At 44.6% G+C, this 14,665-nt stretch carries 9 protein-coding genes; all 9 read left to right on the forward strand.

All coding sequences use genetic code 11. The features are described 5' to 3' along the window. The first annotated feature begins 10 nt into the window (after nucleotides 1-10). Nucleotides 11-580 carry a Crp/Fnr family transcriptional regulator gene (locus tag QUA43_RS14915; RefSeq protein ID WP_333374899.1) on the forward strand — a complete coding sequence of 190 codons (570 nt, stop codon included), beginning with the start codon at nucleotides 11-13 and terminating at the stop codon, nucleotides 578-580. 247 nt (nucleotides 581-827) lie between these two features. Next, nucleotides 828-1,904 carry a GTP-binding protein gene (locus QUA43_RS14920; RefSeq protein WP_333374901.1) on the forward strand — a complete coding sequence of 359 codons (1,077 nt, stop codon included), beginning with the start codon at nucleotides 828-830 and terminating at the stop codon, nucleotides 1,902-1,904. A gap of 241 nt (nucleotides 1,905-2,145) precedes the next feature. After that, a complete protein-coding gene (folE, locus tag QUA43_RS14925) occupies nucleotides 2,146-2,796 on the forward strand; it encodes a GTP cyclohydrolase I FolE (RefSeq protein WP_333374903.1) in 651 nt (216 codons plus the stop codon). Nucleotides 2,797-2,984: 188 nt separating this feature from the next. Then, nucleotides 2,985-3,341: a phosphoribosyl-AMP cyclohydrolase gene (gene hisI, locus QUA43_RS14930; RefSeq protein ID WP_333374904.1), complete on the forward strand. Its 357-nt coding sequence runs from the start codon at nucleotides 2,985-2,987 to the stop codon at nucleotides 3,339-3,341. 33 nt (nucleotides 3,342-3,374) lie between these two features. After that, complete coding sequence (gene hemB, locus QUA43_RS14935) at nucleotides 3,375-4,409, forward strand: porphobilinogen synthase (RefSeq protein WP_333374906.1); 1,035 nt, start codon at nucleotides 3,375-3,377, stop codon at nucleotides 4,407-4,409. 808 nt (nucleotides 4,410-5,217) lie between these two features. Next, nucleotides 5,218-6,444 (forward strand): acyltransferase family protein, encoded by a 1,227-nt coding sequence (locus QUA43_RS14940; RefSeq protein WP_333374907.1) that lies wholly within the window; start codon nucleotides 5,218-5,220, stop codon nucleotides 6,442-6,444. 24 nt (nucleotides 6,445-6,468) lie between these two features. Beyond that, a complete protein-coding gene (locus tag QUA43_RS14945) occupies nucleotides 6,469-7,911 on the forward strand; it encodes a hypothetical protein (RefSeq protein WP_333374909.1) in 1,443 nt (480 codons plus the stop codon). 295 nt (nucleotides 7,912-8,206) lie between these two features. Then, entirely contained in the window at nucleotides 8,207-8,461 is a 255-nt protein-coding gene (locus tag QUA43_RS14950; RefSeq protein ID WP_333374911.1) for a hypothetical protein, read from the forward strand. Further along, complete coding sequence (locus tag QUA43_RS14955; RefSeq protein WP_333374912.1) at nucleotides 8,461-13,953, forward strand: response regulator; 5,493 nt, start codon at nucleotides 8,461-8,463, stop codon at nucleotides 13,951-13,953. The genes QUA43_RS14950 and QUA43_RS14955 overlap by 1 nt, the downstream gene beginning before the upstream one ends. The last annotated feature ends 712 nt before the right edge of the window (nucleotides 13,954-14,665 follow it).

The following is a 14,665-nucleotide window of genomic DNA, read 5'->3' on the forward strand; positions in this document are numbered from 1 at the left end:
CCTAAATCCTATGACTCTTTTAACCTACACTCCTGCCTTGTACCCTAATCTCAGACAGCAGACTTTCACCTGCCGTCAGTTGGTACCCATGCCCTTTAACGGCTTACTGCGAGTTGAGCGGGGAACCGTCCGAACCATGACTTGGAGCGAACAGGGAACACCAATAACCCTCGGATATTGGGGAGTTGGAGACGTACTCGGTCACTCGTTGTCAGGCGTTCAACCTTATCAAATTGAGAGCAAAACTCATGTAGAAATTAGTTACATTCCTCAAAATTTGTGCTATCAATCCTTAGATGAAGTTTTCAGACATCTTCAGCAAACTCAAGAATTTTTCTGCATTGTTCGCAGCGAATGTCTGCGCGATCGACTGTTGCAACTATTAGCTTGGTTGGCAAAAAAATTTGGTCGGGAAGTAGCACAAGGAGTTTTGATCGATCTGAGATTGACTCACCAGGAGATTTCTGAGGCGATGGGAATTACGCGGATTACGGTGACGCGCCTGATGTGTCGGCTGGAGGAGGAGGGAATTATCGATCGCACTCGCCCTCAATACATTGTTTTAAATTCCCGTTTGTAACATGGGATTGATCTGGAAAAGGGATGACAGTGAAGTGTTTATGAGTCATCAGCTAGCTGAGCAATAATTCTAGGGCTTGCGCTTAAAGCACATCTAAATTATGATAATGATTATCATAGTTGATCCAGTGCGATACAGGTGATCGCACCTAAATTTTGGCTAGGAAGTGCTATCCACAAGAGCTTTGGGATGCTTAGCGGCGTTCCAAATTGACAGCAGGGCTTCTACAATTAATCAAGGAGGGACAATGACTAATCTCACTGTACAAACCCCAGATTTAGTTTCCGATTTTCCCAAAAGAGGAATGCCCGTAACCATAATTACCGGCTTTCTCGGCAGCGGAAAAACCACTTTACTCAATCAAATCCTCAAAAATCGCCAAGATTTAAAAGTAGCAGTTTTAGTTAACGAATTTGGCGATATTAACATCGATTCCCAGCTTTTAATTTCTACCGAAAATGACATGGTAGAGCTGAGCAACGGCTGTATTTGTTGTACCATCAATGAAGGCTTAGTTGATGCAGTATACCGAGTTTTAGAACGGGAAGACCGCATCGATTGCATGGTAATTGAAACCACCGGAGTTGCCGATCCACTGCCGATTATATTGACATTTCTCGGCACGGAATTGCGGGATTTAACCAGTCTAGATTCTGTACTCACTGTAGTCGATAGCGAAACATTCACCACCGACCATTTTGACAGCGAAGCAGCTTTAAAACAAGTAGCATTTGCAGATATCGTGCTGATGAACAAAACCGATTTAGCTCCTTCAGAAAAAGTAGAAGAATTAGAAGCTTACATTCGCACTGTGAAAGAAGGAGCGAGAATTTTACACTCTGAATATGGTGAAGTTCCTTTACCCTTAATTTTGGGTGTGGGTTTGACCCAAGCCGATCTTTTCGATAGTTTTGAAACTGAGGAAAAACACGAGCATCACGAACACGAAAATCATCACGAACATCACCATCACGAGCATCATCACGAACACGAGCATCATCATGAACATCACCATCACGGACATCACTCGACTCACTTAGATAATGACGGATTTGTTTCACTATCATTTCAGAGCGATCGACCTTTTGATCTCCACAAATTCCAAGAATTTCTCACCGAAGAAATGCCCTTAGATGTATTTCGGGCAAAAGGCATTCTCTGGTTTAAAGAAAGTCCGATGAGACACATTTTTCAACTTAGCGGCGCGCGCTATGAACTAAATGCTTACGAATGGTTGACTCCACCTAAGAATCAACTCGTAGTCATCGGTCGCAACTTAGATACCGCTCAAATTCGAGAACAACTTAACAGTTGTTTAGTTTAAGATTTCGTCAATCTCAGTATCACGTCCATAGCCAAGAGATTTTAGATTTAACTACGCCGTTAGTAGTTGCAGTTCTTGACAGCAAAAACCGTGTAACTACCAACGGTTAATTTCATATATTCATCTATAAAATCATTTAAAAAATCTAAATATTTTAATGTTTGATTTTTTAAATTTTGTTATAATCAAATGGCAAAAAAAAGTCCACAGCCACTGTTAAAGATTTTCACAAACTGCAAGCATGACTTTATCTACTCGCCCCGAACTGACTTCTCCAAATGGTGTAGTGTCATCAATTCCTACCCAATCTCAACCCCCTGTTTCAGATGAAGAAATGAGACAAGCAGTGCGTACATTGCTGCTAGGATTGGGAGAAGACCCAGACCGTGAAGGGTTACGAGATACACCGAAACGAGTTGTGAAAGCCTTGCAGTTCTTAACTGGAGGTTATCGTCAATCTCTCGACGAACTGCTCAACGGAGCAGTATTCACAGAAAATGCTAACGAAATGGTGTTAGTGCGGGACATTGATATTTTCAGTTCCTGCGAACATCACATCCTGCCAATTATTGGCAAAGCACACGTTGCGTACATCCCCAACGGGAAAGTAATTGGACTGTCAAAAGTTGCTCGAATTTGTGAAATGTACGGCCGCAGATTGCAAGTACAAGAACGCTTAACTGCACAAATTGCGGATGCACTTCAAGGATTGCTAAAACCTCAAGGTGTAGCAGTTGTAATCGAAGCAACTCATATGTGTATGGTAATGCGCGGTGTGCAAAAACCAGGTTCTTGGACTGCGACTTCAGCAATGCGTGGCGTGTTCGCTGAAGATTCCAGAACTCGTCAAGAATTTATGAGTTTAATCGCGCACAAATCAAGCTTTCACTAGAATCATCTGCGAATAAAATTCGCTGATATACAAACTTTCGTCCGCCCGCGCTGACAAAAGAAAAGAGAGTCAGAATTTGATTTCCATCCTGTTATCTCTCTTTTCTTTCCCTTTCCTCCCTCTGCGCCCTCTGCGCCATCTGCGGTAAAAAATCTTACTTGAGAAAATACAACTCCTGTAAACTGAATATGGATCAAAAATATTTATGGATTGAAGCTTTAAAATTTAACGATCGAGGTTTGATTCCGGCGATCGCCCAGGACGATCGAGATGGTACCATTTTAATGATGGCTTGGATGAACAAAGAGTCGATCGAGCAGACTCTAGCTACAGGAGAAGCACACTATTGGAGCAGATCGCGCTCTGAATTTTGGCACAAAGGCGCGACATCCGGGCACATCCAAAAAGTCAAACAAATATTTTACGATTGCGACGCCGATACTATTCTGCTGAAAATAGAACAGATTGGTGAAATAGCTTGTCACACAGGCGTGAGGAGTTGTTTTTTCAATTCCGTGGCGCTACCACTGGGTGCAATAATGTAATAATAATGATTATCATTATCGCACCCAGTTCCTATGTCATCTGTAAATAACGTCGAGTCCGCCGTTCCCACTCCAAGCGATCAAAATCCCTCCCTCACAACCATCCGTCCCCGCCGCCTCCGCCGTACACCAGCTTTGCGGCGGATGGTACGGGAAAATCACCTGACAGTTGACGACCTCATCTATCCGATGTTTGTGATGGAAGGGGAAGGGCAAAAAGTTGAGATTGCTTCTATGCCGGGTTGTTATCGCTATTCCTTGGATTTATTGCTAAAAGAAATAGCTGAATGTTGGAATTTGGGGATATGTGCGATCGCCCTTTTCCCAGTCATCTCAGACAGCAAAAAAGATGACACCGGAACCGAAAGCTACAACCCAGAAGGATTAGTCCAACAAACAGTCAAAGCCATCAAACAAAACATTCCCGAAATAGTAGTAATTACCGACGTAGCCCTCGACCCTTTCACATCACACGGACACGACGGTTTAGTTGACGAAACTGGTAAAATTCTCAACGATCCGACTGTTGAAGTTTTAGTAAAAATGGCAGTTTCTCAAGCCGCCGCCGGTGCGGATATGGTAGCACCTTCCGACATGATGGACGGCAGAATCGGCGCAATTCGCAAAGCCTTAGATGCCGCAGGATACATCGATACAGCAATCCTGGCTTATTCAGCAAAGTATGCCTCTGCTTATTATGGCCCGTTTCGAGATGCCCTCGATTCTGCCCCAAAATTTGGAGACAAAAAGACTTATCAAATGGATGCTGCTAATGCACGAGAAGCACTGAAAGAAGTTGCTTTGGATATAGCAGAAGGTGCAGATATTGTGATGGTAAAACCTGCTTTGGCTTATCTGGATATTATCTGCCAAGTGCGCGAAGCAACTAATTTGCCCGTAGCTGCTTATAATGTCAGCGGTGAATACGCGATGGTAAAAGCGGCGGCACAGTTAGGTTGGATTGATGAAAAGCGGATTATTTTGGAGACTTTGACGAGTATCAAACGAGCTGGTGCTGATTTGATTTTGACTTATTTTGCTAAGGAAGTTGCTTTAATGTTGAAATAAGGGAGTTTTTTTTACCGCAGATGCACGCAGATTAACGCAGATATTTTTCCTCGTCCCTAGGAAGAGCCTGGGGACCAGTTACACGGCAAAGAACTTTTTGCGGCGTTGCTGATTAACGGTATGAACCAAATTTTGTCGGAAGTTACAAAACTCACCATACTTGGCTGATGGCAATTCCGAACTATTCAATTCATCCCTGTATTAAGCAACGCCCTTTTTGCTATAGCCCGTCGGGTGATCAAACCCCCGCCTCACAGCTCGCATTCGTCTAAAGACGACTGAACAGCCAAATAAATCTCAACATTTACTCCTCTGACACCAGATATAATCCGTGATCAAAAAACATCGCCGCATAACCGCAGCGCGCAATTTAGGGATGGTTCACGCTGCGGTTATGCGGCAAATGCGATCGGCTTGACGCTGATGAGCCGCCCTGTCTGGCGTAAGTACCGAGCCTGGTCTATAACTCCCTCCAACGCTTGAAATCTCGTAGTTTGTGGGTGAACACTGCCCCTCATAGCGTATTGGTGCGATCGATCGACTTTACCTCATCCTACCGACTGGCGATCGGCAATAAACCTAGTTTCTTCTTAATCACCTGTTAAAAGAAGAAGATTTAACGATCGCAGCCTTCGATATTTCAAGGGTTTGAGGGTCTTCTGCACCACCTTGACAGGGCTGGCGCTTATAACATAGAGTAGAATTTTTGCCGCGCCGCATCCTAAGAGCGATCGAGTACGTCCTAGGCTTGACCTTGTAAATTTTTTGACTGTTGCTATAAGTTTGAGTTAAACGGATATTTTTATTTATGAAGTATAATCGATTTCAAGAATTAGATATGATGAGAGGCTTTGCTGCCTGCTGGGTAGTGGGGGTTCATTTTTGGTATTTCAATTTCTTGCCTCCTTTTTTTGGATACAACCACTTTTTCGAGTATGCAAAAGTAGTAGGTCCAGCCTCGACGATTGCTAAGTTTTTTCCCCTACCCTTTAATAGTGTAGGCAATATAGTTTTTGATTTAGTGAATATATTTTTCTTGCTTGGATATCAGGGAGTTCATATCTTTTTCATTCTCAGTGGTTTTGGACTGGCTTATTCAAGAATTTTAAAACCTGATGAAAGCTGGATTAATTTTATGAGGAAAAAATTTTTCCGGCTCTACCCTACCTACTGGATACTTTTAGCTGTATCTTTGATAATTCCTCGGTTAAGAGCGGATTTATTTTATGGCTATTTTGATTGGTGGTCATTTTGGAGAAGTTGGATAATTCTCGATAAAGCCATACCATTTTCTTGGTTTATGTTTCCCCTCATCCAATTTTATTTGTGTTTCTTTTTGATATTTAAATTTTTAGAAAAACTTTCTATTAAACAGTTTATTTTAACTTCTTTTTTCATTAAATTCACCTATACATTTTTAGTTTTACTGTTAGGATTTAACCTGTTTAAACCAATATTGGGCGACATGATTTATCCCGGCTATTTAGCAATTTCAAGGTTATTTGAGTTTTGTTTAGGAATGGAAATGGCGAAGATTTATGCAAGTAATCCTACTCTATTAATTAATTACCTAACTAAGCCCGTCACAATAGCCCTAGCAATAATTTTTGAAATATTGGGTATTATGGGTTCCTTCACATTCTCAAATGAAATAAAATTTTTAGGTGTGATTTTACCTTTTGGACTGTCTTTTTATGATGCTTTTATTGGATTTGGCATATTTGTAATTGTTTTTAATGTTTGTAGAAATTTAATAACATTGTCGGATTTAATAACGAAATTTTTAACAGGGATTTCTAATATGTCCTATGAACTATATTTAACGCAATTTATAGGGTTAATTGTTATACCGAAATATTTTACTGTGGTTGTTCGAGGTGAACCTTCACTTTTGAGTGCTACCCGTGCTATTTTACTTTATGTATTAATTATTGAAATTGGTATAGTTAATGCTTTTTTATTACAACAGCTAACAAACTCGATCGCCCGTCGAGTTAGATTAGCGATGGGTCTCTTTACATCGGGCAGAAAATAACCTAAATTAGTAGTTAATAATCAAGTGTTATCAAAAACTAGAATTCTGAATTTGTTCCTAGGCCTTTTAATTGCCCTCAGCCTAGAGTTGTTCATCGGAACGACAACTTTTGCTCAAAACATCGAAACAATTAAAATTTCCGGTACTGCTGCGGGTGTCAGCACTCGCTATATCGGTGCAGTCGAGGGCAATATCAATTTCGACATCAAAGATTTGCAAGATTTGGGAATTAATACCTACCGCATTTACGGCGGGATGTCGCGGTGGGAAGCCGAAGACGACGACGGTAAATACGGTTGGCCATCTATTGACGAAATTAAGACAAATCCCAATATAATTAATTGGGCGCACTGGGATCGGATTATGACTAATCCGCCCCAGGGTAGCGATTATTGGTGGTCGGGACAACCCGGTACGGTTTGGCAAGGCAATGCCAGGACTATTTTTAATACTCTTAAACAAGCAAATATTCGCCCGGTGGTGAGTATTCGGAATGTTGATAATAGCTGGAATCCGAGTTGGGCGCTGCAACTGAATCCGCCGCGCACAGGAGAAGATTGGAACGAGTGGTGGGAACACGTTTTTGCGACGGTTTATTGGCTGAATGTTCGCAATGATTACCGCGTTGATGATTGGGAAATTCACAACGAACCGGATAATCGCGATCAGGGTTGGGGCGGGACTAGGGCTGACTATTTTGAATTGGTTAAGGTGGCAAAAGATGCGATCGACTTTGTTTATAAAACTTATTTGCCCGATCGCACTTATCGCATCCACGGCCCAAAAACCGTAGGCGGCAGCAATTGGCCGGCTAGTGCTTTGCAGGAAATACCGAATTATTTCGATACAGTCAATGTCCACAACTACGATGCAGATATTTCTAACTACACCCGCAAAGTGCGCGGCTGGATGAACGGTACTGTCCGCGCTAACTCGCAGCTTTGGGTAGGAGAATGGGGAACTTACGAAATTAGCTACGGCGATTTATCTTTAGCTTTAAATTTGATTAAGAATTTGATTCGAGGTTCCCAACCGGGGGATAATTATATTGACGGCAGTCACATATTCTGTTTGTACGACTGGGGAAAGCTGGGACTGGCGGAAGGTTTGTTAGGGGACGGGGGAAAACGCCGCGCGGGCTACTATGCTTTGCGGATGGGAATTAGGGCTTTGCAGGGCGGGAAAGCTACCTTTTTTCCTATCACTAACAGTTCGGATTTAATGACAGTTGCAACTCTTGATGCTAGCAAGAATGTTTACTTGCTGGTTGTCAATGACCAAGCAACATCTTACACTGTTAATGCTGATATTTCGGAGCTGATAAAAACTGGTAATGGCACGGTGTGGGAGTTCAGTTATAAAACAATGGATGAGGTTGTGGGTAGCTTAAGGCTGAAGGGCGGTAATGCGAGTTTTGCACTGGCGGGGAACAGCGCTATTCTCATCAAGTTCGATCGCCAGAATTGAAGCTCAAATCCTCTTGGTCATAATTGCGATACGATAGAATTAGTTATGCTCAGAATTATTTATTTTCTGCCTGTTTGGCCCTGGAACCCTGGAACCCTTGAACCCTCGAACCCCTAATTGCACAGTTGCCATTCCTAAGTCGTCCTGTTGTGATTCCCCTCCTGTCGCTGGTAAATTGGTAGCGTGCAGGTATCTTGCCTCAAACAGAATGCGAGCGAGAGTTCCGTTGAGGGCGAGAAAGTAGGGTGCAGTCTAGACAATCGCAGAAATTCTTGCTCGTAAACCCGCAGCAGTTATGCTAAGCGAGGAATTGCCCGCCAGCCTTCATGTCCGCCCTCTGGCAGATAGCATTGGTTCTGAAAGTCAGAAGCCGTCAATTATCAGGATATGGCACGGAATTAATTTTAAATGCCAAGATGCTGGAAGTATGGGTGAGTCTAATCGTACAGAAACTTTGAGGGCGCTTGGAAATCTCGCGGGTAAAGCCTCTCAATCAACCTCCTGCTCGCGATCGGGTTTTTCCAACAAATATCACTTTTATGCCCCCTGATGTTTATTCCCTCCCTCAGTCAGGTCATCAACCGCAATCCCCTCACCGTCACCCCTGAGACGCCCGTAGAAAAGGCGATCGAGCTGATGAGTAGCACAGGAGCCAGTTACGTCCTCGTGGTAGAACCGCGCGGGAATTCTCAACTCGGAAATCCCACGAACGGGACTTCCCCACAATCGCGGGAACAGTCGGGTTTCTACGGTGTACCGCGTGCGCTACACGCAGGAGGCAACGGGCTGCCTCTCAACGGCTCAAAAGCTCTCTATCCGAGCAGCCAGACAGTGCTGGGGATTTTTACAGCGCGAGATATCGTACAGCTAAATTCGATCGGCGCTGCTTTGAGGGGATTTGCGATCGAGCAAATCATGATCAGAACCGTAACTGTAGCCCGAGAATCGGAAATTCCCGACTTTTTTGCCTTAGCAAATCTGCTGGAGAAAAATCAGATCAGCCATTTGCCCGTCGTCAGCGAGGCTGAAGAACTTGTCGGTTTAATTAGCTCTCAAAGCTTGGTGCAAATGTTGCAGGGAATTGGGGAATCGACACCAAAAGCAATTAGCAGCACTTCGCCACCTGCGGCTTTCGCGTTCCCTCCGCCGCTGCCAATTGTGCATCAGAAATTAGAGCTGCCCGCAAGTTTAATTAAACTTTATCAAATCCCTCAAATAGCAGCTTCAAGAATAATTCACGCTCCTTCTAATTCTTCGGTTCGCTATTTGGCGCAACTGATGTTTAGACACAATGTTAGTTATGTCTTAATCACTGAAACCCCCGATCAACACTCGACTGGTGCGGCTCACAATTCCAAATTTACAAATCCCAACATTCACAAACTGGTTGGGGTGGTAAGTTCGCGGGATATTGTGCAGTTACAAGCCCTGGGAAGAGACTCTAACAAAATTAAAGCGGGAGCAATTTGCAGCAGTTCGCCGCCGCTGGTGCGATCGCACTCTAGCCTCGAAGCAGCCGTCACGCTGCTGCAAAAACACTACTGCCAGTTGCCTTTATTAGTCATCAACGAAACCAATCACCCGATCGGGATTATCAATCCTAAAACTATCCTTTTACAAGCGCTGGATTCAAAATCTCTGCATTCTGGCTTAATTGCTGTGCAGCGCCAGCTAGAATCTAGCAACGCTCAATACAAAAAACTCTCAGCAGAAATACAGCGGACAGCAGCAAATAGCCACGAGATGGCTGAAATTTCTCACCACAGTTTCGTAGAGCGGTCAAATCTCCCCCCTGCAGTCAACAATCAGGGGATTTGGGACTGGAATCTCGAAACAGATGAGTTTTTTTATTCGGCGCGGTGGCAAGAAATGCTCGGCTACCAAGAAGGGGAAATCTCGAATCGCCGATCGGAATGGTGGAGTCGCATCCACCGAGATGATATTGACTCGGTAAAGGCAGCTTTAGAAGAACACTTCGCCCAAAAAACACCGGATTTTGCAGCAGAATATCGGATGTACTGTAAAGACGGCAGCACTGTCTGGGTGCTGAACCGGGGTCAAGTTTTACGCAGCGCTACCGGCAAACCGCTGCGGGTAGTAGGAACTCATACAGATATTACTCTAAACAAGGAGTTTGAAGTCAAAAACCGCGATCGCGATCGAGAAGAATTCCAACTATTTGACTCTTTGAAAGCAACAGTAATTTTCCACATAGATGCGGCGGGGGTTTGGAAATTCCTCAACCGCGCTTGGACGGAAATTACTAATTATGCGGTTTCCGAAAGTTTGCAAACTAATTTTTTAGAGTGGGTGCATCCAGATGAGCGGGACCAATGTGCAAATTTATTGGAGTCTTTGCTGTCCGGGAAGTCGGAATTTGAACGGCGAGAACTGCGATTTAAGTCCAAGTCGGTTTCGGGGAAAAACTCCTTGGGAATTCACAGTGATTCTGGCTTTGTTTCCGTGGAAATGTTTGCCCAAGTCCGGCGGAATTCCCAAGGCGAAATAGCGGGAATTTTCGGGACTTTGCACGATGTCTGCAACCGCCTCGAAGGAGTGGAGGAACTGCGGGAAAGCGAGCGGGCAATTCGATCGCTCTACGAGGTAATGGTGACCTCGGAAGGCTCTTTTGACGATCGAACGATCCGGTTGCTGGCAATGGGTTGCAGTCAGTTTGGGATGGATATCGGGCTGTTGGGCAGGGTTTTGGGCGATCGCTACGAAGTGATTGCGGCTTATGTACCGGAAGATTTTCCCTTTGGATTTGCTAAAGGAGACGGTTTTGCTTTGAGCAGAACCTTTGAGCGAGAGGTTTTGCGATCGAGCGAACCTATTTCTGTCGAATCAGCCGGCACTACTGAGTGGCGCAACCACCCCGCTTACAGCGTCCGCAAGTTGGAGGCTTTTGTGGGGACGAGGGTAATAGTGCAAGGGCGAATTTTTGGCACTTTGAGCTTTACTTCCCGCACCACTAAATCTCCTTTTAAACCGCTGAATTTTGAGATTTTAAAGTTGATGGGCAATTACATCGGCGCAGAAATTGCCCGCGAAGAGCGAGAGCGAACTTTGCAACGTCAGTACCAGCGCGTTTTACTACTCAAACAAATTACTCAAAAAGTGCGATCGACCTTAGACACTCAAGAAATTTTTCAAACTACCGCCACCCAAATCGGCCGCGTATTTGGTGTCAATCGCTGTACAATTCACACCTATCTTTCCGAACCTTATCCCCACCTTCCTTGCGTCGCGGAATACTTAGAACCCGGGCATGAATCGGCTTTAGATTTAGAACTTTCTGTCACTTATAACCCCTACACAGAAAAACTCCTCGCTGAAGATATAGCCTTGGCATCTCCCGATGTGTTTGCCGATCCTTTGCTCGAATCTTCGGGGCCGATGTGCCGCCGCATCGGATTAAAATCTATGTTGGCTGTTCGCACTTCCTATCAAGGAGAACCGAATGGAATTATTACTTTGCACCAGTGCGATGCAACTCGCCAGTGGAATCCCGACGAAATTGAACTATTAGAAGATGTTGCCGCTCAAGTTGGCATTACCTTAGCTCAAGCAGAACTTTTAGAAACCGAAGTTCAGCGACAGCGACAGTTAGCAGAGCAAAATGAAGCTTTGGATCAAGCGCGACAAGCGGCGGAAGTTGCTAATAGAGCTAAGAGCGAATTTTTAGCGACTATGAGTCACGAAATCCGCACTCCGATGAATGCGGTAATCGGGATGACTGGCTTGCTGCTGGATATGGAACTAACTCCTGAACAGCGGGATTTTGTGGAGACAATTCGTACCAGCGGCGATGCTTTGCTGACTATTATTAACGATATTCTCGACTTTTCCAAGATTGAATCTGGAAAATTGGATTTGGAACGCAGCCCCTTCGAGCTGCAAAACTGTATAGAAGAATCTCTAGAGTTACTGGCTCCGAGAGCATCAGAAAAAGGTTTAGAGCTGGCTTACTTTATTGATGATTCTGTTCCGAAAAATATTTTAGGAGATGTCACGAGACTGCGCCAAATTTTGGTAAATCTGCTGGGCAATGCAGTTAAGTTTACAGAATCTGGAGAAATTGTGGTGTGCTGTACGGCTAGGCAAATTGAACAGGTAGCTGCTAATAATTCACCAGATAAAATTAATATTTTAGCGCCACAACCGCTAGCAATTAACCAGAGAGAGTTGGCACGTAGCAGACAATACGAGATTCAATTTGCTGTCCAAGATACGGGAATTGGCATTCCGCCAGACCGGATGGATCGCCTGTTTAAAGCTTTTTCGCAGGTGGATGCTTCGACAACGCGACATTACGGCGGGACGGGTTTGGGACTTGCTATCAGCCAGCGTTTGAGCGATATGATGGGCGGTACAATGTGGGTTGTCAGCCAGGTTACTCCGGGAAGTTCTAAGTCTCAACCGGGAGTTTCTGCGATCGGACAAAGTATCGCTGGAAGGTCGCCTGCAGAATTTACTCCGCCGTTGATATCGGGTTCGGGTTCGATTTTTTATTTCACGGTGACTGCTGAAGCGAATGACATCCGGGCTGAAGAAAAAAGACCCGAATTTGCCGCTGGTAAGCGCTTGTTAATTGTTGAGCATCATGCCATTAATCGGCAAGTTTTGATCCGTCAGGCAGAGTCTTGGGGAATGATACCCGTGGCTGTAACTTCGGGTGCTGAGGCTTTGGAAATCATCAAAGGAAACTCGCCGCTCGATTTAGCTATTTTGGCGATGAATCTACCAGATATGGACGGTGTGGCTTTGGCTGTGGAGATTCGGAAATTTGAGCTAAGCAATTTGTCGGACGACGAGGGTCTAAATCCGAATGGCATCAAAGTTAAAAACCCTCGCAAAATAGCACTACCTTTGGTGCTGTTTACTTATTTAAGTAAGGCGGAAGTTTGGAAAAAACTTGAAACTACAGAGGTACATTTTTCTGCTTTTTTAACTAAGCCTTTAAAACAGTCCCAGTTTTATAATGTGTTGCTGCAAGTTTTTGGATATGTTACTGGCAGAAGTGGCAGGGGAGAACTTTCAAATGTGGTGACTTTGACTTCGGGATTGAAGTATTTTGAAAATTCTCAAGAACAGCACCGCGTGCAGCGGACGCCTGCTGTTTTGAGGCAGGTTGCGGCGAATTCTGCCGGACAGGATGGAACTAATTCTAGTCAGATTCGGATTTTGCTGGCTGAGGACAATGTGGTGAATCAAAAAGTCGCTACGCATTTACTCGACAGGATAGGATATCGGGCTGATATTGCGGCTAATGGGTTGGAGGTTTTGGAGGCCCTGAAGCGGCAATCTTACGATGTTGTGCTGATGGATGTGCAGATGCCGAATATGGATGGGTTGGAAGCGACGCGCCGCATTTGTCAGGAATGGCCTGCTAACAAGAAGCCCAGAATTATTGCGATGACTGCTAATGCGATGCAGGGCGATCGCGAAAAGTGCCTGGAAGCAGGTATGGACGATTATATTACTAAGCCGGTGCGCCGGGAAGAGTTGGCGATCGCCTTGAGCAAGTGCTCACCTCTGATTCGGGATGAATTGGATGCGGTAACAGAGGAAAAAAATCAAGATATTTCCGATCAAGTTGACAGTGATGCTGCGGGATCTTCGAGCGTTCAACCGGGAGCCGATTCGCCGATTGATTTTCATATTTTGCAAAATCTCCGCGAGCTAGACGATGATGAAGACCCCGATTTTTTGGGGGAGCTGATTAAGATATATTTGGTAGACGCACCGCAACATTTAGAAACTATTAAGGAGGCTATTTTTCTCGGCGATGCTGATAGTTTGAAGCTGGCTTCTCACACGCTGAAGTCGAGCAGCGCCAATTTAGGAGCCGTGTCTTTTTCTGCTGTTTGTAAGGAGTTGGAGTATATGGGTCGCCTGGCGGTTGAGTCTGGAGGGGAACAGGTTTTTGATGTGAGTACGGCGCGCGATCGTCTCTTGGAAGCTCAAGCGGAGTGGGAAAAGGTGCGGGCGGCTTTTGAGACGGAATTGGAAACGGGGAAGTTGCGATCGCAAATAGGGTAATTTCTAATTGGTAATTGGTAATTGCCAATGGAAATTGCCAATTGGGAATTGCCGTTAGCGATTACCGATTACCGATTACCATTGGAGTTTAGACTAAGCAGATCAAAAAGCGCGATCGCTGTGAGACTAGCGAACAGTTCTCAAAAACGGCAATGGTCGCTGGCGACAAGCTATCAGACTCAACCCGCTCGATAGATGCCAGCGACCGTTGACGTTCTCGGAGACTTGCAATTCGAGAAAAAAACTGTCTGCGATAGTTTCAACAGACAGCGTAAGGGTAGAAAATTGAGAATTCAGCAAAAAATCTCAAATCTACCTGCAATCTCTGTTTGAACAATTATACGAATTTCGTCAACTTGCTTATCAATGCCTCGGCAACGCCTGCATATGCCACATTTGAGCTGGTAGATGCAGTGATGACGACCCGCCATGTCTCATGTTTAGGAGATTTTGCCCTCAGTCCTTTGTTTCGACGTGAGTGGTCGAGCGTCTACGAGGCCCTGCAAGATTGTAGACCAGACCCAGCAAGATTGATGCAACTATCGCTCTTTCATCACTCTGGATAAAATAAAAGGTTCTTCCTTACTTGGTATGCCAAACTAACAATTAAAATACCAAGTAAGCAAACATCTATTGGGTGCATCTCACTTTGGCAAATACATCAAATTGAAAGTTGACCGTTGAGATAGGCACAGCGAAGAGCAAGGATAGA

Origin of the sequence: Microcoleus sp. N9_B4 (assembly GCF_036701635.1) — a bacterium.
Lineage (GTDB): Bacteria > Cyanobacteriota > Cyanobacteriia > Cyanobacteriales > Microcoleaceae > Microcoleus.